Origin of the sequence: Halopseudomonas oceani (genome assembly GCF_002903165.1) — a bacterium.
Lineage (GTDB): Bacteria > Pseudomonadota > Gammaproteobacteria > Pseudomonadales > Pseudomonadaceae > Halopseudomonas > Halopseudomonas oceani.
In genome coordinates, this window is the sequence record NZ_PPSK01000010.1 from 113,016 (window position 1) to 134,038 (window position 21,023).

The 21,023-nt window shown below is 63.3% G+C and carries 19 protein-coding genes, 1 tRNA gene, 1 pseudogene and 1 riboswitch; of the genes and pseudogenes, 17 read left to right on the forward strand and 4 right to left on the reverse strand.

The features are described from left to right. Positions 1-62 precede the first annotated feature (62 nt). Entirely contained in the window at positions 63-269 is a 207-nt protein-coding gene (locus tag C1949_RS11815; RefSeq protein WP_244908253.1) for a DUF2897 family protein, read from the reverse strand. Positions 270-302: 33 nt separating this feature from the next. After that, a complete protein-coding gene (locus tag C1949_RS11820; RefSeq protein ID WP_104738669.1) occupies positions 303-935 on the reverse strand; it encodes a TetR/AcrR family transcriptional regulator in 633 nt (210 codons plus the stop codon). A 103-nt stretch (positions 936-1,038) separates the two neighbouring features. Here C1949_RS11820 and C1949_RS11825 point away from each other — a divergent pair, with 103 nt between their 5' ends. The 3 genes from C1949_RS11825 (at position 1,039) to C1949_RS11835 (ending at position 5,384) form a co-directional block, all read left to right on the forward strand. After that, on the forward strand, positions 1,039-2,130 hold the full coding sequence (locus C1949_RS11825) for an efflux RND transporter periplasmic adaptor subunit (protein WP_104738713.1): 1,092 nt from the start codon (positions 1,039-1,041) through the stop codon (positions 2,128-2,130). Beyond that, a complete protein-coding gene (locus tag C1949_RS11830; RefSeq protein WP_104738670.1) occupies positions 2,127-5,162 on the forward strand; it encodes an efflux RND transporter permease subunit in 3,036 nt (1,011 codons plus the stop codon). Before C1949_RS11825 ends, C1949_RS11830 begins: the two co-directional genes overlap by 4 nt. A gap of 145 nt (positions 5,163-5,307) precedes the next feature. Next, positions 5,308-5,384, forward strand: a tRNA-Asp gene (locus C1949_RS11835). A gap of 68 nt (positions 5,385-5,452) precedes the next feature. Here the strand turns inward: C1949_RS11835 and C1949_RS11840 are convergent. After that, entirely contained in the window at positions 5,453-5,800 is a 348-nt protein-coding gene (locus C1949_RS11840) for a DUF5064 family protein (RefSeq protein ID WP_104738671.1), read from the reverse strand. Positions 5,801-5,926: 126 nt separating this feature from the next. Between C1949_RS11840 and C1949_RS11845 the strand changes: the two genes are divergently transcribed. The 14 genes and pseudogenes from C1949_RS11845 (at position 5,927) to C1949_RS11910 (ending at position 19,687) form a co-directional block, all read left to right on the forward strand. Then, complete coding sequence (locus tag C1949_RS11845; RefSeq protein ID WP_104738672.1) at positions 5,927-7,210, forward strand: nitrate regulatory protein; 1,284 nt, start codon at positions 5,927-5,929, stop codon at positions 7,208-7,210. A gap of 97 nt (positions 7,211-7,307) precedes the next feature. Continuing rightward, positions 7,308-7,537: riboswitch (cobalamin riboswitch) on the forward strand. Positions 7,538-7,657: 120 nt separating this feature from the next. Next, on the forward strand, positions 7,658-9,460 hold the full coding sequence (gene btuB, locus C1949_RS11850; RefSeq protein ID WP_104738673.1) for a TonB-dependent vitamin B12 receptor: 1,803 nt from the start codon (positions 7,658-7,660) through the stop codon (positions 9,458-9,460). Between the two features lie 102 nt (positions 9,461-9,562). After that, the gene (locus C1949_RS11855) at positions 9,563-10,138 is read left to right on the forward strand and encodes a hypothetical protein (RefSeq protein ID WP_104738674.1); all 576 of its coding nucleotides are present in this window, start codon (positions 9,563-9,565) and stop codon (positions 10,136-10,138) included. Next, positions 10,135-10,746: a cob(I)yrinic acid a,c-diamide adenosyltransferase gene (cobO, locus tag C1949_RS11860; protein WP_088274036.1), complete on the forward strand. Its 612-nt coding sequence runs from the start codon at positions 10,135-10,137 to the stop codon at positions 10,744-10,746. Before C1949_RS11855 ends, cobO begins: the two co-directional genes overlap by 4 nt. Continuing rightward, positions 10,743-12,035 carry a cobyrinic acid a,c-diamide synthase CobB gene (locus C1949_RS11865; RefSeq protein ID WP_104738675.1) on the forward strand — a complete coding sequence of 431 codons (1,293 nt, stop codon included), beginning with the start codon at positions 10,743-10,745 and terminating at the stop codon, positions 12,033-12,035. Before cobO ends, C1949_RS11865 begins: the two co-directional genes overlap by 4 nt. Beyond that, positions 12,032-12,668 (forward strand): annotated as a pseudogene (gene bluB / locus C1949_RS11870) (5,6-dimethylbenzimidazole synthase). The gene C1949_RS11865 and the pseudogene bluB overlap by 4 nt, the downstream one beginning before the upstream one ends. Further along, on the forward strand, positions 12,668-13,465 hold the full coding sequence (locus C1949_RS11875) for a cobalamin-binding protein (protein WP_104738676.1): 798 nt from the start codon (positions 12,668-12,670) through the stop codon (positions 13,463-13,465). Before bluB ends, C1949_RS11875 begins: the two are co-directional and overlap by 1 nt. After that, positions 13,462-14,376 (forward strand): adenosylcobinamide-phosphate synthase CbiB, encoded by a 915-nt coding sequence (gene cbiB, locus C1949_RS11880; protein ID WP_104738677.1) that lies wholly within the window; start codon positions 13,462-13,464, stop codon positions 14,374-14,376. Before C1949_RS11875 ends, cbiB begins: the two co-directional genes overlap by 4 nt. Further along, the gene (cobD, locus tag C1949_RS11885) at positions 14,369-15,361 is read left to right on the forward strand and encodes a threonine-phosphate decarboxylase CobD (RefSeq protein WP_104738678.1); all 993 of its coding nucleotides are present in this window, start codon (positions 14,369-14,371) and stop codon (positions 15,359-15,361) included. Before cbiB ends, cobD begins: the two co-directional genes overlap by 8 nt. Continuing rightward, complete coding sequence (locus C1949_RS11890) at positions 15,358-16,818, forward strand: cobyric acid synthase (protein ID WP_104738679.1); 1,461 nt, start codon at positions 15,358-15,360, stop codon at positions 16,816-16,818. Before cobD ends, C1949_RS11890 begins: the two co-directional genes overlap by 4 nt. Further along, complete coding sequence (gene cobU / locus C1949_RS11895) at positions 16,811-17,332, forward strand: bifunctional adenosylcobinamide kinase/adenosylcobinamide-phosphate guanylyltransferase (protein ID WP_104738680.1); 522 nt, start codon at positions 16,811-16,813, stop codon at positions 17,330-17,332. The genes C1949_RS11890 and cobU overlap by 8 nt, the downstream gene beginning before the upstream one ends. Further along, positions 17,329-18,384: a nicotinate-nucleotide--dimethylbenzimidazole phosphoribosyltransferase gene (cobT, locus tag C1949_RS11900; RefSeq protein WP_104738681.1), complete on the forward strand. Its 1,056-nt coding sequence runs from the start codon at positions 17,329-17,331 to the stop codon at positions 18,382-18,384. Before cobU ends, cobT begins: the two co-directional genes overlap by 4 nt. Beyond that, positions 18,381-18,956: an alpha-ribazole phosphatase family protein gene (cobC, locus tag C1949_RS11905; protein ID WP_104738682.1), complete on the forward strand. Its 576-nt coding sequence runs from the start codon at positions 18,381-18,383 to the stop codon at positions 18,954-18,956. The genes cobT and cobC overlap by 4 nt, the downstream gene beginning before the upstream one ends. Next, positions 18,953-19,687, forward strand: a complete 735-nt coding sequence (locus tag C1949_RS11910) for an adenosylcobinamide-GDP ribazoletransferase (RefSeq protein WP_104738683.1) — start codon at positions 18,953-18,955, stop codon at positions 19,685-19,687. The genes cobC and C1949_RS11910 overlap by 4 nt, the downstream gene beginning before the upstream one ends. Before the next feature lie 241 nt (positions 19,688-19,928). On the opposite strand, the gene C1949_RS11915 is transcribed toward C1949_RS11910, so the two are convergent. Then, positions 19,929-20,951 carry an AraC family transcriptional regulator gene (locus C1949_RS11915; RefSeq protein WP_104738684.1) on the reverse strand — a complete coding sequence of 341 codons (1,023 nt, stop codon included), beginning with the start codon at positions 20,949-20,951 and terminating at the stop codon, positions 19,929-19,931. Positions 20,952-21,023 lie beyond the last annotated feature (72 nt).

Genomic DNA, 21,023 nt, shown 5'->3' on the forward strand with positions numbered 1-21,023 from the left:
GCATCGCGAAAGCGACGCCTGGTTGAAGTCTGGCGTTACAGGCGCCTAGTCTACCGCGTTGTTCAGCGCTTTTCTTCCTCGGCTTCCTCTGCCTTGAGCTGTGCTTCGCGTGCCTTGACCTTGGCCAGGGTTTCCGGGCTGACGCGGTTGCTGCCGGCGTTGTCACGCAACAGCAGCAGGCTGCCCAGCACGCTGCCGAAGGCCAGTGCCATGAATAGCCATCCATACCAGGGCATGGGGTACTCCTCAAGTGTATGAGTAGTCATCATGGGCGCTGATCCCGGGGATGGCAAGCAACTGCCTCAGGCGCGCAGTGACTGGTTTAGCATCTGCAGGGTGAAGTCGATCATCTGCTCCGGTGACGGCTGATTGTCTTGGCAGGGATCGTGCTGGCGGGTCTGCAGGATGACCCCGTGCAGCGCGCCGCGCAGAAAGTTGGCTGTCAGCAGGGGCTCTGCGGCCAGCTCAGGGTTGAGGCTGCCATCGGTAATGCCATCGTGGATCGATTGCAGCATGCAGGCCATTGACTGCTCGTAGCAGTGCGCCAGTTCGGCGCTTTGCTCGTCGCTGTCGACCAGGTGTGCAAAGGTGCTGGCGTCGGTCAATACATCAAAATAATCCGGGCACTCGATGCTGAATTGATAGTAGCTCCGGCCGATCCGCTTGAGTTGCTCCAGGCCGCTACCGCCCGCTGCCTGTGCGCTGTGGAAGCGCTCCAGCAGGCGTTGCCCGGCGCGCAGCATCAGGCCGCGCATGATTGCCGCTTTGTCCTTGAAGTACACGTAAAGCAGCGCCCGGCTGAGTGTGGCTCCGTGCGCTATCTCGTTCATTGAGGTGCGCTCGTACCCTTTGCTGAAGAAGCACTGTTCGGCACTGTCCAGGATGCTGTCCCGGCGTTCCTGTTTTTCCCGTTCTCTGCGTTCGATAGCGCTCATCGGTTTTCTCGATTGCGGTGATGAAAAACATTCTGCCAGTTGTTGACAATATGTCAATGTCTGACAAAGTGTTAATGAGATTTATCTTTCCGGGAGCAGGATGATGGTCAGAGCATCGGGTTGGCAAGGGCGGCGCTGCCGCTTGTGGGTCCTGGCGGCAGTCGCTGGCTTGGCGGTTGTCGGTTGTCGTGGCGAGGGCGGGGAATCTCCGGGTGCTGCTGCACCGGTGGCTGTTCCGGTCAGGGTGGCAGAGGTTGCGGCCGGTGCAGGGCAGCAAGCATTACGCTTTGCCGGTAGCGCGCGGGCTCGGCAACGCGCGAGCCTGACCTTTCAGGTCGGAGGGACCTTGGCAACGCGGCCTGTAGAGATCGGTCAGGCGGTCAAAGCAGGGGACGTGCTGGCAACGCTCTACAACCCGCAGCTCGGACCGGCACGTGATGCGGCGCGTGCCCGGCTGGCCGAATTGCAGGCCCAGGCCGCACAGGCACGTCGGGATTTGCGAAGAGCCGAGCAACTGTTCCAGCGCGGCGTGCTTTCGCAGGCTGATCAGGAGCAGCAACAGGCGCGTCTTGCTGCCCTGGAGGCCGGTGTGCGCAGCGCCCGCGCCAGCCTGCAGCAGAGTGAGCAACTGAACGGTGAGACCCGTCTGCGAGCACCCTTTGACGGCAGTATCGAGACCTTGATGGTCGAGCCGGGTGAGTTTGTTGCTGCCGGTCAACCGGTCTTGCAGATGGCTGCTGGCGACGGCATGGAGGTTGAGGTGCTGGTGCCCGCAGCGCTGCTGAACGGTTTGGTAGTTGGATCTCCGGTGCCGGTCTGGTCGGTGCTGGCAGATCAGCCGCTATCGGGGCGGGTGGCCGAGCTTGGGCGCGGCGCCTCGCTGGGGTCGGTGCTGTATCCGCTGGTTGTCGGTCTGGACGGGCCGGTACAGGCTGGCGATGCGCTTGAGGTCGGTCTGCAGCCGGCTGATGCGGAAGCCCTGAGCGTGCCGTTGGCCGCTGTGATGCGCTCTGCAGCCGGTTTGTCAGTATTTCGCCTGACTGATCAGCGTGTGGAGCGGGTCGCCATTGATGTCGACGGCTTTGAGGGTGAGCGTGCCCTGCTGCGAGACGGGCCCCTCAGCGCTGGTGATCAGGTGGTGTATGCCGGTATCAGTCGGTTGGCTGACGGTGACACCGTGGAGCTGCTGCCATGAACCTGCAACGGCTGATGCGCCCACGGCTGCTGGGCATGGTGGTCGTCATGCTGGCGGTGCTCGGGATTGCGTCCTACCTGACGATGGCGCGGCAGGAAGACCCCAGCTTTCCATACCGCGCAGGCCTGATCACAGTGGTCTATCCGGGAGCCGTGGCAGAGTCGGTGGAGCGGCTGCTGCTGGAGCCGCTGTCGGATGAGTTGTCGCAAGTCTCCGAGGTCGATTTCATCCGCGCTACTGCGCGCACCGGCGTGGCACTGGTCTCGGTCATGCTGGATGACACGATCTACGACACCGATGCGGCCTGGGATCGCGTGCGCCAGGCCATGACCCGGGCGCAGCTCTCGTTCCCTGACGGGGTGCGGAGTATGGAGCTGGATGACCGACTGCTGGACATTCCGGCGGTTGTGCTGGCGGTGCGTGGCGATGCCTCGGTGGTGCGCCTGAGTGATGAGGCCGAGCGCCTCAAGCGGCAGTTGATGGATCTCCCCGGGTTGGCGCGGGTCGAGCTGTATGGTGACACCGATGAGCAGATCACCATCGCGCTCCGCGATGCGGAGTTGAGCAGGTTGGGTCTGTCGCCGCAGATGCTGTCAGGCCTGCTGGCTCAGCGCAATCAGGTCATTCCAGGTGGTTTCGTGGTGGTTGGCTCCCAGCGCCTGGGCGTGCTGCCGAACAGTGAGTTCGTTGATCTGGCCGCGCTGAAGGCAACCCAGATCCCGTTGCCGCAGGGTGGCAGCGTGCCCTTGGCCGCGATTGCTGATATCTGGCGCGGTCCGGTCGAGCCGATTGGTGAACGGGCCTGGTTTGACGGCGATCAGAGTGTTCTGGTCGGACTGATTCTGGAGCGGGGCCAGGTGGACGCGATTCGTTTTGGCGAACAGCTGCGTACGCGGCTGGATACGCTGCGCCCCGAGTTCGCACCGCTGCGGATCGATGAAATGTTCTTTCAGCCCGATCAGGTCAAGGAGCGGCTGGATGGCCTGGAGCAGAACCTGCTCAGCAGTGTGTTGATCATTGTCGCTGTGGTGTTGCTGGGGATGGGCTGGCGGATGGGGGTTCTGGTGGCGGCGATGCTGCCATTGGTCGCGCTGATCAGTCTCGGTCTGTACGACCTTGGCGGTGGCATTCTGCACCAGATCGCGGTGATCGGTATGGTGATTTCGCTGGGTATTCTGATCGACAACGCCATTGTGATGGTCGAGAACATCCAGGACCGCCTGAACGCTGGCGAATCCCGCTGGCAGGCTGCGTTCAATGCTGTGCGCGAGTTGGCGGGGCCGCTGGGCGCCTCTACTGCGACGACACTGGCGGCTTTCACTCCCATGCTGCTATCCAAGGGGGGCACGGCAGACTTCACGCGTGGTATCCCGGTCATGATCATGTTGACGCTCTTGGTGAGTTATCTACTCGCGATCAGCGTGGCGCCGATGCTGGCCGGGTACTTTCTGCGGCCTGCGCCAGTACGCATGAATACCCGAATGGAAAGTTTTTCAGCGGGATTGGCAAGGCTCAGTGAGCGTGCACCGAAGGGGATGCTGCTGCTTGGCGCCGCAGTGGTTGCGGTTAGTCTGGCGCTGGTTCCGCTGGTCAAACTGCAGTTCTTCCCCAATGCTGATCGTGCGCAGGTCGTGGTCGAGCTGTTCATGCCGGAAGGAACCGACCAGCATTACACCACCGAGGTCGCCGCAGCGCTGGAGGCTCAGCTCATGAGGCAAGCCGGAGTGCTCTCGGTGCACCGTTTCACTGGCGCCACCGGCCCCAGTTTTTACTACAACCTCAACCGGTATCCGAAGGCCCCCAATCGGGCACGCCTGGTGGTCAATACCCGATCACTCGCTGACACCAGGCCGCTGATCCATTGGGTGCGCGATAGGGTAGCAGAGCAATGGCCCGAGCTGGATGTAGTGGCGACAACCCTGGGGCAGGGGCCGCCGCGCGAGGCACCGGTCGAGTTACGGGTTTACCATCCGGACGACCGTCAGCGTATTGCCGCTGCGGAGCAGTTGTTCGCGCTGCTCAAGCAGGTGCCGGGCGCGGTGGATGTGCGCCACGATATCGACCTCGGGGTGCCGACCGTCAGGATCGAGGTGGACGATGCGCAGGCGCAGCGCTTCGGGTTGAACCGGGCCGATGTGGCGCAGGCGCTGTTCCGCCAGAGTCTCGGAACGACGGTTGAGCAATATCGCCAGGAGCTGGACCCGATTCCGATCTTGTTACGCACCCACGAGGGCAGTCAGCAATCCCTGCAGCGACTGCTGTCTGCCAACGTGTTTAATGCACAGGGGCAGGCCGTGCCGCTGACTGCCGTGGCGAGAGTGGTGCCCGCCTGGCAGCCAGCGAGTATCCGCCAGCGTGATGGCGTGCGCGTGCTGACGGTGACTGCCGGCCTGGAGCAGGGCTACAGCTTCAGTCAGGTTCTGCAGGCGCTGCAGGAAAGGCTCACCCAGGCGGCATTGCCGGTCGGTACACGGCTGGAAATAGGCGGCGACAGTGAGGGCTCTGGCGATGCCAACCGTGCGCTGTTTACCACGGCACCCATCGGTATTCTGTTGTTGCTGTTCTTCCTGCTGCTGCAGTTCAATTCGTTCAAGCGCCTCGGCATCGTGCTGCTGACGGTGCCGCTTGCCAGCGCGGGCGTGCTGCCCGGATTGGTGTTTTCCGGTGTGCCGTTTGGCTTCCAGTCGCTGCTTGGGGTTATCGCGCTTGTTGGTATCGTGGTCAATAACGCGATTGTGCTGATCGACGTGGTGGATCAGGGCTTGGCGCAGGGCAGAACGATTGATCAGTCGGTGTCTGATGCGGTGGTGCGTCGAACCCGGCCGATTCTGTTGACGACGGCCACTACCATCGCCGGACTGCTGCCGCTGGCATTTTCCAGTTCGACACTATGGCCGCCAATGGCCTGGGCGATTATTTCCGGCCTGCTGGCATCCACGGTACTCACCTTGTTGGTGGTGCCAGCGGTCTGTCGGCTGTGGTTACGGCCGACCGTGTCAGCGACCGAAAGGGAGGCGGTGCAGATGAACTGAGGGCTGCACGGGAGTGCTGAAGATATTTTCAATAAATCTTCTGCAAGTGCTTGACTCGGTTGATGGAATCTATAAAATGCGCGCCAGTTCAGACGGACAAGGTGAGCGACTTGAGGTCGATTTCCAGCAGCCGGAAGAACGATGCGCAGCGGTAGTTCAGTTGGTTAGAATACCGGCCTGTCACGCCGGGGGTCGCGGGTTCGAGTCCCGTCCGCTGCGCCATTATTCAAGAAGCCCCAGTTCGCAAGAACTGGGGTTTTTTTGTGTCTTTTTTTCGGGTTGACTCGGCGCTACTTCAGATGGCTCGGGTCAATCGGCTCGCCGTTCCAAGCGTGCAGTCGACCGCGAATGTCCTCAAACATGGCGTCGTATTCATGATGCGCTGTCAGCGACATGAATTCCGGCGTCAATACGCCGTGGCGACGCAGAATATGGTCGACATTGCTGGCGAAGTTGAAAGCGGTATCACGCGGCAGCGAAAAGCGCTCGTGAATTTCGTTGTCGTTTACTGTGCCATCGACGGTGAAGTCCACGCCTTTGCGCTGATCTTCGATGCTGTAGCGGATGTCGAGGCTGAACCCGGTGTCGGATGGCAGCAGGCGGATACGGCTGATATGCAGATGGCCCGGTTCGAACATGTATCCCTCCGGTAAAAGGTTCGAGCAGTGTTCGTGGTTATAGAACGATTTCTCTGTGATGTGAACCGCCCGGCTGGCATAGGTCTTGCTCAATGTGGGTAGATCAACCGTGGCGGGGAAACATTCATGTCATCAGCGCTGGACTTCATGCTGGCAGCGCGGCGCAGCGAAATGCAAGGTTTGCAGGCCCTGTCGCTGACCTGTGCGCTGGTTACCGAGGTAAGCCGCCTGGTGCATGCGCTGCAGCGTGAACGAGGTTACTCCAATTTCTGCCTGGGCGGTGAGGCTGATAGCCATCGCGAGTCCCTTGATGCACTCAGTGAGGCGGCCGCCGAGCAGGAAATTGTTGTGCGCAGGGCCTTCGAGCAGATCCACCCGGAAAGCAGCGTCGGCGCCGACAAGGCCCGTCTGTTCACGCGTATTGCTTATGTATTGCATAGTCTGGACGGTCTGCCCAGGCTGCGTGAGCGCGTGCGCGCCGAGTCGCTGTCGGCCGCTGAAGCCACGCGGCTGTTTTCCCGGCAGATCGCGGGATTGCTGGCCGTGGTGTTCGATGCGGCTGATACGGCGGTCGATCCGCGGGTAACGCGTGCTTTGGTTGCGCTGTTCAATTTCATGCAGGGCAAGGAGCTGGCCGGGCAGGAGCGGGCGACAGGGGTCGCGGGGTTTATGGCCGGTTACTTCGATCCGGCGGTGCAGGGCAAGCTGCGTTTTCTGCAGGATGGTCAGGCGCGCTGCTTTGAGAGCTTTCAGCAGGCGGCAGACGCGCCGTCACTGGCATTGTGGCAGACGCTCTGTGCTGACGAGTTGCTTGAGCAGATTGCGCGCCTGCGGCAGATGGCCGAGCGCACCAGTACCGAACAACGGGTGCAGGGCTCATTGGGCGATGTCTGGTTTGAGCTGACCACCCAGCGCATTGATGCGATGAAGCAGATCGAGGATCAGTTGGCTGTCCATCTGCAGAAGTTGTGTGCAGAGAAGATCGCGCAGGCGCAGGCCGATCTGGATAACCAGCGAAGATTGATGCGCCAGTTGGACAAGCTGGATCACGGCAGTGCCGATCCGGCGGTCAAACTCTATAACGTGCAGGCGACCGACTTTCAGAGTCTGCCCAGCGAGGCGCCTGGCGGGCAGGTCAATGGTTCGCTGCTGGATCTGCTGCACGAGCAGACGGCGCGCCTGCAGCAGTTGCAGGATGAACTGGAGGACGCCCGCCAGACGCTTAACGAGCGCAAGGTGATTGAGCGTGCCAAGGGGCTGCTGATGAAGCAGCATGGCCTCAATGAGCAAGACGCCTACCGCGCCCTGCAGAATGCAGCGATGGAGCGCAATCAGCGTCTGGCCGAGGTTGCCCGTACGGTGCTGAGCTACAACGACATGCTCAAGGGCACCAGCAGCACGGCCGGTTGAATCAGTGTGACCTGCACCGCGGTAGTGCGAGTTGCGTGCCATGGTGGTGCAATCTGATTCGGCAGTAAGGCAGTTGACATGGCCTAGGCCGGTCACTACTCTCTGCCTCGCTTCAGGTTCCCTCCAATTCGAGGAGGGTGAAACTGGGAAGCCGGTGCGTCTGCCAGAGCAGACAATTCCGGCGCTGCCCCCGCAACGGTAAGCGACGTCCGCCAGCAAGGCGAGGCACCTGAAATACGCCACTGTGCTGAATGCATGGGAAGGCTCAGGTAGTCGGACTCACGTCCAGTCGCAAGCCCGGAGACCGGCCTGATGCCTTTCACGACAGTGCGGTGGGCGCTGTAGGTGTACGGCGTCCTCCCCGTGTTCATGCCGTGTTCCTGCCGCTCCAGCCTGTCCCGATCAGACAATGTCGTACGGGTCGGTACGACGGAGCAGCCAAGCAGCATGACAATCCTTGCACGCGCCCCTCTGGCGCTGGGCCTTATTGGCCTGTCCTCCCTTTCTTTCGCCAGCACTGTGGATCTCGGTCGCGATGTCGTGACCGCCACCCGGACCAGTCACGCCAGCAATATTGCCGCCACTACGGTTTTCGAGCGGACCGATATCGAGCGCCTGCAGGTCAATACGGCCGAAGAGCTGCTGCGCCGTGCAACCGGGGTTAACCTCATCAACAATGGCGGCCCGGGCAAGAGCACCTCGCTGCAGATTCGCGGTAGCAGCGACAAGCACGTGTTGGTGATGATCGACGGCGTGCGTGTCGGCTCGGCGACTTCGGGCGTTGCTGCACTGCAGAACCTGCCAGTTGAGCAGATCGAACGGATCGAGATCGTCCGCGGCCCACGCTCAAGCCTGTATGGCTCCGAGGCCCTTGGCGGTGTAGTGCAGATCTTTACCCGCAAAGGCGGTGATGGTCTGACGCCGTATTTCTCGACCACTGTTGGCAGTCGCCAGCATCGCGCCGGTACCGCCGGTGTCTCCGGTGGCGATGACAATGCCTGGTTCAACCTGGGTATCAGCAGTCTGGATACCGAGGGCTACGATGCGCGGCCATCCCGCGAGAAGGACCACGACGGCTACCGTGAACTGTCGGCCAGCCTGTCCGGCGGCTACCGTTTCGCCAACGGCTTGCTGCTGGATGCCAATCTGCTGCAGGTTGAGTCGCACAACGATTACGACTCCGGCAACAAGGCCAACGCCGACAGTGTGCTGAGGGCCTATGGCGCGCGCGCACGATTTGCGCCGTCGTCGTTCTGGGATGTCACTCTGCAGGTTGGCCGCAGCGAGGACAAGAACGAAAACTACAAGGGTAGTATTTTCGATACCCGCTACGACACGCGCCGTGACAGTGCAAGCTGGCAGAACGACCTGGCGCTGAGCGCCAATCAGCTGCTGACCGTCGGTTATGACTGGCAGCAGGACAGCATCAGCAGCAGCGTCGATTACCCGGAAGACAGCCGTTACAACCACGGTCTGTTTGCCCAATACCTGTTGCAGGCAGGTCGCCATGAGTGGCAGCTGGGGCTGCGTCATGACGATAACGAAGCATACGGTGAGCACACCACCGGCAGTGTCGGTTACGGCTATGCGCTAACCGACAGCATCAGCCTGACCACCAGCTACGGTACGGCCTTCAGGGCACCGACCTTCAACGAGCTGTATTACCCCGGATATGGCAACCCGGCTATCGAGGCGGAGACCTCACGTAACCTGGAAGTCGGGCTGCGTGGCCAGCACCGTTGGGGCAGTTGGTCGGCCAACGCCTTCCGCAATGACATCGACGACATGATTGCCAGCGTCCGTGTAGGCGGAGTGTCGATGGCCGAGAACGTCGATAAGGCGCGTATCACCGGTCTGGAACTGGAAGTGCTGACTCAGCAACTGGGCTGGAGCTGGCAGGCGAACCTGACCCTGCAGGACCCGGAGAACCGCTCCAGCAGCGCTGATGACGACCTGCTGCTGCGTCGGGTGCCGGAGCAGATCTTCAACCTGGATGTCGACCGCCGCTTTGGCCGTATCGGTCTGGGTGCGAGCGTCCACGCCGAGGGCCGCCGCTGGGATAACGCCACCAACACCAGCGACCTGCATGGCTACAACACCGTTGAGCTGCGGGCCGAGTACTGGCTGAGTGATGCCTGGCGGGTGCAGGCACGGGTCAGCAACCTGTTCGACAACGAGTATGAAACCGCCGCGACCTATACGCAGCCGGGCCGTGCAGGGTATCTGACCCTGCGTTACCAGCCGCTGTAATCGCGTCGTTTGACTGGCGCCGCCGTTCGCGGTGGCGCCCTGAATAAAAAGCCGGGCAATGCCCGGCACTGACGTTTGGAAAAACCGCAAAGGAGAAAGGCTGTGCTGAAGACCTCGAAACATACCCAACTGGTGGTTGGCGCGCTGCTGCTGGCGCTGATGATCATGACGCGCGGTAGCCACTTCCCGCAGCTCAACCTGCCAAGCGCCTCCTGGGCGGTGTTCTTCCTGGTCGGCGTGCTGCTGCGCCCGGTCTGGGCGTATCCGCTGTTTTTTGCCGCTGCTGTGGCGGTGGACGTGCTGACCGTTGGCTGGGCCAATGTGGGGCACCATTGCATGACCATCGCCTACTGGGCGCTGCTGCCCGGCTACGCGGCGCTGTGGTTCGGCGGTCGTCTGTACGCTGGCTGGCACCGTGAACAGGCCTCGTCGCTGCTGGTTCTGGTACCGACCATGATGGTCAGCGCGCTGGTCTGTCAGGTGTTTACCAGTGGTGGCTTTTACTGGTTCTCCGGCCGCTACGCCGAGCCGACTTTTGTTGGCATGATCGAGCGTCTGGCTCATTACTACCCGTCCTATCTGAGCACCATGGCGGCCTACGTTGCCGTGGCGGTCGTGCTGTACGTGGGTGCGCGCAGTGCGGCAGCGCTGTTCGGTAACGCGAGCCAGCGCGCATGAGCGAGTCTGCCGAGCGCGATCAGCGCCACCGCGAGCGCATGCAGCGCAAGAAGCAGGTGGTTGATGAGAAAATCGCCCAGGCACCTGACGAGCGCGGCGTCCTGCTGGTGCTGACCGGCAATGGCAAGGGCAAGAGCAGCTCCGGTTTCGGCATGGCCGCCCGCGCGCTGGGGCATGGACTGCGCGTGGGCATCGTGCAGTTCATCAAGGGCGCGCGCAGTACCGGTGAGGAAACCTTCTTCCGGCGCTTTCCCGACGAGGTGCGCTATCACGTCATGGGCGCTGGCTTTACCTGGGAAACCCAGGACCGCCAGGACGACATTGCCAAGGCCGAAGCCGCCTGGGCCGTAGCGGTCGAGCTGATGCGCGATCCTCAGGTCGCGCTGGTGCTGCTGGATGAGCTGAATATCGCGCTGAAATACGGCTACCTGCAGCTCGATCAGGTTATCGCCGATATTCAGGCGCGGCCGGCCCATCAGCACGTGGTCGTCACCGGCCGCGGTGCGCCGCCGGCGCTGGTTGAGGCTGCGGACACCGTGACCGATATGGGCATGACCAAGCACGCGTTCAAGGCGGGCATCAAGGCGCAGAAGGGGGTGGAGTTTTGACCGCGCGTAGCTGTCCGGCGATGTTGATCGCCGCGCCGGCCTCGGGGCAGGGCAAGACCACGGTAACCGCCGCGCTTGCTCGTCTGCACAGCCGCAAGGGCCGCAAGGTGCGGGTGTTCAAATGTGGCCCGGACTTTCTTGATCCGATGATTCTGCAGGCCGCCAGTGGTGCGCCGGTGTATCAGCTGGACTTGTGGATGGTTGGCCTGGAGCAGTCCCGCCGGTTGCTCTGGGAAGCGGCGGCCGAAGCCGATCTGATTCTGATTGAGGGCGTCATGGGGTTGTTCGACGGTACGCCGTCTGCAGCTGATCTTGCCCGTGAGTTTGGCGTGCCGGTACTGGGTGTTATCGATGGCTCCGGTATGGCGCAAACCTTTGCGGCGGTGGCCTGGGGGCTGGCGAACTTCCAGCCGGATCTGGGCTTTGCCGGGGTGCTGGGCAACAAGCTTGGCAGTGTTCGTCACGGCGAGATTCTGCGCGACAGTCTGCCGGACAGCCTGCACTGGTATGGCGGCCTGCCCAGAGCCGCTGACCTCGAACTGCCGAGCCGACACCTTGGGTTGGTACAGGCCGCCGAGCTGGCGGATCTGCTGGCGCGGCTGGATGCCGCGGCCGATGCCTTGGAGCAGAGCAGCGGTGCCCCTTTGCCGGAACCGGTAAGCTTCCCGGCACCGAGTGCCGAGGCGCTGCAGCCGTTGTTGGCGGGTGTGCGTATCGGTGTGGCGCGAGATCAGGCCTTTGCCTTTGTCTATCAGGCCAATCTGGCGCTGCTGCAGGCGATGGGCGCTGAACTCAGCTTCTTCTCGCCGCTTGCCGACGAGGCGCTGCCGGAAGTCGACAGTGTGTATCTGCCCGGCGGCTATCCCGAGTTGCACGGCGAGACCCTGGCCGCGAATGCGGCGATGGCGCAGGCGCTGCAAGCCCATCACGCCGCTGGCAAGCCACTGGTCGCCGAGTGCGGCGGGATGCTGTATCTGCTGGATACCCTGACCGACCGTGATGGCGTGCAGCACCGCATGGCCGGATTGCTGCCGGGCAAGGCGGTGATGCAGTTACGCCTGGCGGCACTGGCGCTGCAGGAGGTGCGCTTGCCCGAGGGCACGCTGCGCGGTCACACCTTCCATCACTCGTTGCTGGATACCCGACTGGAAGCGCTGGCACAGGGCGAATGTCCGAACTACCGGCGCACCAGCGAAGCGGTGTTTCGTGACGGCCGGCTGACGGCGTCCTACATCCATTTCTACCTGCCGAGCAATCCGCAGGCTGCGGCGGCGCTGTTCCGGCCATGACCCGGCACGCCTTTGACCCGCAGGAGCGTGACGCGGTGTACCGCGCCATTCGTGAGCGCCGCGACATGCGCCACTTTGCTGCGGGCAAGGTGCCGCAAGAGCAGTTGCAACGGTTGCTGCAGGCCGCGCATCAGGCCCCGAGTGTCGGCCTGATGCAGCCGTGGCGCTTTGTGCGTATTACCCGTCAGACGCTGCGCGAGTCGATCCATCAGTTGGTCGAGCAGGAACGGCTGGAGACGGCGCGTGCCCTGGGCGAGCGGGAGGACGAGTTCATGCGGCTCAAGGTCGAAGGGGTGCTGAGCTGCGCTGAACTGCTGGTCGCAGCCTTGCCACCGGGGCGCGAGGCCCACGTGTTTGATGCCAGATATGGATCTGGCCTCGGTTGCCTGCGCCATCCAGAACTTATGGCTGGCGGCGCGGGCAGAGGGGCTGGGGCTGGGCTGGGTCTCGCTGTTTGATCCGCAGGCGCTGGCCGACCTGCTGGCGTTGCCAGCGGGTGCGCGCCCGGTCGCGGTGCTCTGTCTGGGCCCGGTCGACGCGTTCTACAGCCGGCCGATGCTGGAGCAGGAGCACTGGACCGAGGCCCGACCGCTGGATGACATGCTGTTTACCGATCAATGGGAGGAGCGCTGATGAGCGCGTTCGGACCGCAACGTATTATTTGCCTGTCGACTGAAACCTGCGAAGTGCTCTATGCGCTCGGTGAACAGCAGCGCATTGTCGGCATTTCCGGATTTACCGTGCGCCCGCCGCAGGCGCGCAAGGAAAAACCCAAGATCGGCGCGTTCACCAGCGCAAAGCACGACGAGGTTCTCGCTCTGCAGCCGGATCTGGTGCTGGGTTACTGCGACCTGCAGGCAGACATAGTTGCCGACCTGGCGCGGGCAGGGCTGGAAGTTCACCTGTTCAACCAGCGCAGTATTGCCGGCATTTTGGCAATGATCAGCACGCTCGGGGCGCTGGTGGGCGCGGCAGATCGCGCCGCGGCGCTGGTTCAGGAACTGGAAGGGCGCATGGCGGCGGTCGCCGCGCAGGCAGCGGCACTGCCACGCCGCCCGCGTATCTATTTCGAGGAGTGGAATGAGCCGCTGATCAGTGGCATCGGCTGGGTCAGCGAGTTGATCACCCTGGCTGGCGGCGACGATTGCTTCAGTGATCTGGCCGCACTGCCGCGGGCGAAGCAGCGCATCATCACCGACCCGCTTGAAGTGGTGCGGCGCGCGCCCGATATCATCATCGGCTCCTGGTGCGGCAAGCGCTTTCGCCCGGAACAGGTGGTCGAGCGTGACGGCTGGAATCAGGTTCCGGCGGTGGCGCAGGCGCAGCTGTTCGAGATCAAGTCGGCCGACATTCTGCAGCCGGGGATCGGCGCACTGACCGACGGGCTGGATCAGCTCGCTGCGCTGATTCGCCAGTGGGCGCTTTCATGAGTCTGCTCGGGCCGCTGGTGGTGGCTGGGGTGACGCTGGATGCGCTGCTGGGTGAACCGCGTCGGCATCATCCGCTGGTGGGCTTTGGCAATCTCGCCGCCGGGCTGGAGCAGCGTCTGAATACCGCGGCTGGCGGCAGCATCGCCCGCGGCGCGCTGGCCTGGGTGCTGGCAGTAGTGCCGCCGGTGGCACTGGTCTGGTGGCTGGCGGCGCAGCCAGTGATCGGCTGGCTGGTATCACTGCTGTGTCTGTACGCGGCCATCGGCTGGGAAAGCCTTGGCGCCCATGCCCGGCCCGTTGCACAGGCGCTGGAGCGCGGGGATCTGCCCCGTGCACGCGAGCTGGTCGGACGCATGGTCAGCCGCGACACCCGTGCGCTGGACGAGGAGGGCGTCGCCCGCGCCACCGTCGAATCGGTGCTGGAGAATGGCAGTGACGCGGTGTTTGCGGCGCTGTTCTGGTTTGCTGTGGCCGGCGCCCCCGGTGTTGTTCTGTACCGACTGGCCAACACGCTGGATGCGATGTGGGGTTACCGCTCGCCGCGTTTTCTGCTGTTCGGCCGCGTCGCGGCGCGGCTGGACGATGTGCTCAATTTTATTCCTGCCCGGCTGGTGGCGGTGAGCTACGCACTGTGCGGCAACGCGCGGCTGGCCTGGCGTTGCTGGCGCAGTCAGGCTCGGCTGTGGGACAGCCCCAACGCCGGACCGGTGATGGCCGCAGGTGCCGGTGCGCTGGAGCGCGCGCTGGGTGGCCCGGCGATGTATCACGGCCGAGTCGAACAGCGCCCGCTGCTTGGCGAAGGGCCGCGTGCGGTGGCCGCCGATATTGACCGTGCGCTGCTGCTGGTGCGTCGCAGCGTGCTGCTGTGGGTGCTGGTGATCGTACTGATCTGGGGAGTTAGCCATGCTTGAACACGGAGGGCGTTTGCGTGAAGCCGCCCGGCGCTTCAACCGGCCGGTAGAGCAGTGGCTTGACCTGTCGACCGGCATCTCGCCCTTTGCCTGGCCGATACCGGCGCTGCCGCAATCCATCTGGCAGCGCCTGCCCGAAACCGACGATAACCTGTCAGGCGTGGCCGGTGACTATTACGGCGCCCCTGCCGCGCTGCCGGTGGCCGGCTCGCAGGCGGCCATTCAGGCGTTGCCGCTGTTGCGCGCCCCAAGTCGGGTCGGGGTACTGGAGCCGACCTACGCCGAGCATGCCGACGCGTGGCGCCGGGCCGGGCACGCGGTGCGCAGCGTGCAGCTGGATGACGTTGCCGACGTGCTGCCGCAGCTGGATGTGCTGCTCGCAGTGAATCCGAACAACCCCACCGCTCAACTGCTTACAACCGAGCAACTGCTGAAGTGGCACGCCGAGCTGGCGAGCCGGGGTGGCTGGCTGCTGGTTGATGAAGCCTTTATGGATGTTACACCCGAGCACAGCCTTGCCAGCTTCACCGACCGGGAAGGGCTAATCGTGCTGCGCTCGCTGGGTAAGTTCTTTGGTCTGGCCGGTCTGCGTTTGGGATTTGTGCTGGCGGCTCCTGCCTTGCTGGGCCAGCTGGAGAAGGCTCTGGGCCCCTGGGCCGTGAGCGGTCCGGCCCGGGCGGTCGGCCTTGCCGCGCTGCTGGATGCCAGCACCCAGCAGCTCTGGCGCTATCGGCTGAAGACCGCCAGTGAGCGGCTCGATGCGCTGCTGATACAGGCGGGTCTGAGCGGCGGGGCGGGTTGTGGCTTGTTCCAGTGGCGTGAGTCGGAACGCGCCGAGCGGCTGTACCTCAATCTGGCTGGGCAGGGCGTACTCGTGCGCCTGTTCCCGGCCCTCAACGGACTGCGTTTTGGTCTGCCCCATCACCAGCGCGACTGGGAACGGGTTGAGCAGGCCCTGAACACGAGTATGAGAGCACCACAATGACAACGCTGATGGTGCAGGGCACCACCTCTGATGCCGGCAAGAGTACGCTGGTCAGCGCCTTGTGCCGCTGGCTGGTCCGTCAGAACGTCGTGGTGGCGCCGTTCAAGCCGCAGAACATGGCGCTGAACGCGGCGGTCACCGCCAATGGCGGCGAGATCGGCCGGGCGCAGGCGGTGCAGGCGCAGGCCGCGCGCGTGCCGACCCACACCGACCTCAATCCGATTCTGCTTAAGCCCAATACCGACGTGGGGGCGCAGGTAATCATCAACGGCCACCCGATCGGCACCATGGATGCGGTGAGCTACCACGCCTACAAGCCGACCGCGATGCAGGCGGTGCTGGCGGCTCATGGTCGTCTTTGCGAGTGGGCGCAGGTCGTGATGGTGGAAGGCGCCGGTTCGCCCGCCGAGATCAATCTGCGCGAAGGTGATATTGCCAATATGGGCTTTGCCGAGGCGGTCGATTGTCCGGTGATCATCATTGCCGATATCGACAAGGGTGGCGTATTCGCGCATCTGGCCGGGACGCTGGCGCTGCTGTCGGCGTCCGAGCAGGCGCGGGTGAAGGGCTTTGTCATCAACCGTTTCCGTGGCGACATCGCGCTGCTGGAGCCGGGGTTGCGGTGGCTGGAGGAGTACACCGGCAAGCCGGTGCTAGGCGTTCTGCCGTATCTGCAGGATCTGCATCTGGAGGCGGAAGATGCGGTCGAGACGCGGCAGGTCGGCGGCGCTGCCGACGCGCTGCGGGTCGTGGTGCCGGTGTTGCCGCGGATCAGCAATCACACCGACTTTGATCCGTTGCGCCTGCATCCGCAGGTTGACCTGCAGTTCATTCCGGCCGGGCAGGCGTTGCCGCCGGCTGACCTCATTATTCTGCCCGGCTCCAAGAGCGTACGGGCGGATCTGGAGCATCTGCGCGCACAGGGCTGGGATCAGGATATCGCTCGTCATCTGCGCTACGGCGGCCGGCTGCTGGGCATTTGCGGCGGCTTTCAGATGCTGGGTAACTGTGTTGATGATCCGCTCGGACTTGAAGGGCCGGCTGGTACAGAGCGGGGCCTGGGATTGTTGGACATGGTCACCGAGTTGCGTGTCGATAAGCAGCTGCGCAATGTTCGCGGACGGCTGAGCCTCGGCCACGCGGAGGTCAGCGGCTATGAAATTCACGCCGGCACCAGCGAGGGGGACGCGCTCGAGAACCCCTTGGTGTTGCTCGATGACGACCGCGCCGATGGTGTTCTGAGTGATGACGGGCAGGTAGCCGGTACCTACCTGCACGGCCTGTTCGAGTCGCCTGCAGCGCAGCAGGCACTGCTTGGCTGGGCCGGTTTGCAGCAGGCGCAGGGCGTCGACTACGCCGCCTTGCGCGAGCGCGATCTGGATCGGCTCGCCGACCTGGTTGAGCAACATTTGGATACCGCAGCGTTGCGCGAGCTGTGCGGGGTGGCTCATGGCTGAGTTGATTCTCGGTGGTGCGCGTTCCGGTAAGAGTCGATACGCCGAGCAGCGGGCAACTGAAAGCGGGTTGGACGTGGTGTATATCGCGACCTGCCAGCCACGCGATGAGGAGATGCGCGAGCGGGTTGAACGCCACCGTCATCAGCGACCGGCAGATTGGGCGCTGGTCGAGGAGCCGTTGGCACTGGCGCGGGCACTTGCTGAGCAGGCGCGGGCTGACCGCTGCCTGCTGGTCGATTGCCTGACGCTGTGGCTGAGCAACCTGCTGCTGACTGACGACCCGCAAGCATGGGCGCGCGAGCGCAGCGCGTTGCTGGACGTGCTTACCACCTTGCCCGGGCGCATTCTGCTGGTCAGCAACGAAACCGGCCTGGGCGTCGTGCCGATGGGCGAGTTGACCCGCCGTTTTGTCGATGAGGCCGGCTGGCTGCATCAGGCGCTGGCGGCAACTTGTGAACGTGTGGTGTTCTGCGTTGCCGGTCTGCCGCAAGTGTTGAAAGGAGAAAAGCTGTGACAACACCGTGGTGGCAACAGCCGGTCGTACCTTTGGATGCGGGCCGCCTGGCTCAGGCGTTGGCGCGAGAGGCACAACTCACCAAGCCTGCCGGTTCCCTGGGGCGCCTGGAACAGGTCGCGGTAACCCTGGCCAGCCTGCAGCGCCGCGGCGCGCCCAGCCTGGAGCGCATCTGGATCAGCGTTTTTGCCGCCGATCACGGTATCGCGGTTGAAGGGGTGTCGGCCTTTCCGCAGGAAGTCACCGGACAGATGCTGGCCAATTTTGCCCAGGGTGGCGCTGCGATCAGTGTACTGGCGCGGCATCTTGGCGCACCGCTGGAACTGATCGACCTGGGGTTGGCGCACGAGATTGCGCCGCTACCGGGGGTGCGCCATCTCAATATTGCCGCGGGTACAGCGAGTTTCCTGCACGGTGCGGCAATGACCGCAGCACAATGCGATGCCGCGCTGCGCGTCGGTCAGGAGGCTGTTCAGCGGGCTGTCGAGGATGGTGCCGAGCTATTTATCGGTGGTGAGATGGGGATCGGCAATACCAGCAGCGCCTGTGCGCTGTCGGCCTTGCTGCTGGACCAGCCAGTGAGCGAGCTGGTGGGCCTTGGCACCGGACTCACGGCGCTTGGATTACGGCACAAGAGCAGGATCATCGAGCGGGCTGTGGCCCATCATCGCCCGCATGCCAATGACGCGTTTGAGACGCTGCGTCGGGTTGGTGGGCTGGAGGTGGCGGCGCTTGCCGGGGCCTACGTCGCAGCTGCGCAGAACGGCCTGCCGGTGCTGGTGGACGGTTACATCAGTACGGCCGCCGCGTTATGCGCCGTACGTATGAACTCAGACGTTCGTCGCTGGTTGCTCTACAGCCACCGTGGCGCTGAGCCGGGGCATCGTTTTCTGCTACAGGAGCTGGATGCTGAACCTTTGCTGTCTCTGGATCTGCGCCTGGGGGAGGCGAGCGGCGCGGCCCTGGCGGTACCGCTGCTGCAGGCCGCCTGCAGGCTACACAATGAAATGGCGACCTTCGCAGAGGCGGCAGTCTCGGGGAGCCTGGTATGAGTCTGCGGTTGCTGCTGCTGCGCCATGGCGAGACACAGCAAGGCGGTGGTCTGCGTGGCAGTATCGATGATGATCTCACCGACCTGGGATGGCAGCAGATGTGGGGGGCACTGCCGGCATTACCTGACTGGCAGCGTATTGTCAGTTCCCCGCTACGCAGGTGCGGTCTGTTTGCGCTACAGCTGAGCCTGCGCGACGGGCTCCCTTTGAGTTACGCCGACGGCCTGCGCGAACTGCATTTCGGCCAATGGGAAGGCCGGCACCCCAGCGATCTTATGCACGACCAGGCTGACGCGCTGGGCGCCTTCTGGTCTGACCCTTATGGTTTCACGCCGCCGGATGGTGAACCTGTGGCCCGGTTTGCCGAGCGAGTCTGGGCGGCGCTGGCGCAGCTGGAGCGCGAGCACCCTGACCAGACGTTGCTGCTGGTCACTCACGGCGGCGTGATGCGCTTGTTGCTTGCCGCAGCACGGGGTTTGCCCGCCGCGCAGTTACTGCAGGTTGAGGTGGCCCACGGCGCGCTGTATCGCCTGACCTACCGGAACGGTCGCGTTGAGGGGCTCCCGGCATGATTCCCTTTGGCCTCGCCCTGCAACTGCTGAGCCGCATACCTGTGCGACTGTGGCGTGAGCCGACCGGTCAGGAGCTCGGCCGCTCACTGTTGTGGTATCCGGCTGTTGGGCTGTTGCTCGGCTTTGCGCTGCTGCTTCTGAGCTGGCTGCTTGGCGGTGTTGCTACGCCGCTGGCTGCCGCGCTGTTGCTGGTGTTCTGGGTCTGGTTTAGCGGCGGCCTGCACCTCGACGGGCTGGCCGATACGGCGGATGCCTGGGTCGGCGGCATGGGGAGTGCCGAACGGACTTTGAAGATCATGAAGGATCCGGCCTGCGGACCGGTCGGGGTGACCGTGCTGGTCTTGCTGCTGCTGGTGAAGTGGGCGGCACTGGTCAGCCTGCTTGAAACTGCGGCTTGGCCGGCATTGCTGCTGGCGCCCTGGCTGGCGCGCGGCGCGCTGGCCGGGCTGCTGCTGAGTACGCCCTATGTTCGGCCTCAAGGGATGGGCTCGCTGCTGGTGGCGCAGATGCCCCGTGAGCGTCTGAAGCTAACGTTGCTACTGCACACCGGTCTGACCTTGTGCCTTGGCTGGGTTGGCCTGTTGGCGCTGGTCGTGACCATCAGCCTGCTGGCGTTGTGGCGACGTTCGCTGCTCGATCGGCTGGGCGGTACAACGGGTGATACCGCCGGGGCCCTGGTTGAAGTGATCGAGGCGGCGGTGCTGGCAGTGGTTGCCGTGCAGCTGGTCTGATCTGGATCAAACGCGGGCGGAACCTATGTGGGTTATTTTCATCTCAGTGTCATCTGATGTGACTAAGGTCAGGTCGAGACCAGAACATTGAAACGAAGAAGGAACCTCACATGAGTGACTACATTGAAGAATTGATCGAACTGCAATCCCAACAGTGGGATGACGAAGTGGAAGACGCCGAAGAGCTATGATGCTCTTCGCGCAATTTCTTTATTTTATTTTTAACTGCCTGTTTTAAATACTATTCTTTTATTCCCTCCGCAATAACTGTCTTTCTGTAGCTACCGGGGGCTGTGCCGGTCCAGCGTTTGAATGCGCGCTGAAATGCCTCAGGTGCCGAGAAGCCCAGCAGGAACGCAATCTCCCCCAATGCCATTTCTGTGTCGCGGATATAGGTGATCGCGAGGTTTCTCCGCATCTCGTCAATAATCTGCTGATAGCTCGTACCCGCCTCATGGTACAAGCGGCGACGCAGGGTCCAGGCAGGTAACCCCAGTTCATAAGCCGCCTGCGCCAGAGACGGCGGCTGACTGTCCAGTTGCGGAGCAATCAGCGCTTCTACCCGTTCACGCAGGCCCCGGTGACGAGTCAGCTCGTTCAACCGCTGTGCACACAGCTCGCGCAGGTGTGCGTGGGTCGGCGCGGCGCTTTGCGCCAGCGGCAGGTCAAGGCTGCGCGGCTCCCAGACCAGCTGGTTGTGTGGCTGCTCGAAATGCACCGGGCAGCCGAAGAACGGTTCATAGCGCGCTGCATAGGGCGGTGCCGGAAATTCGATGTGTACTTCACGCAGCTGGGCTTTGCCGCCGGTCAGGTCCCGGCCTACCTGGGCACGTGCAGCCAACGCGGAATCGACCACAAACAGGTTGAACATGTTGTATGGGCTGATCGAATAGAAGCGCAGGGCGGGTGGCTCAAAGCTTGAGTGGCCGCGATAGTTCTGGCTGCCGAGCAGCTCGAACTCGATCATGGTGCTGAACGCTGCGCCGAGGTTCGGCGCGCACTGCGCCGCCATGCCACTCAGGCCAAGATGGCTGATGCGACTGCACTGACCCATCAGCAGGCCGATGGCGGGCTCGCGAGTGTAGCGAATCGCCGCGTTACCCAGACGCATGAATCGCGGAATGCTGATACGGGCGTGGGGCTGCGCCAACAGGGCGTCGGTGATACGAAACCGGCCAAATAACGGCGCCGGGTCCAGTCCCATGCGCAGGATGGCGTCGCGCAGGCTGAGCAGGTAGCCGACGGACAGGTCACCGAGTTTCATTGTGGACGTTGCTCCGGGGCTGGTAGGTACCGAAGGAGTGTAATTCAAGGTTATTAAAGTGTCATTTAAGGT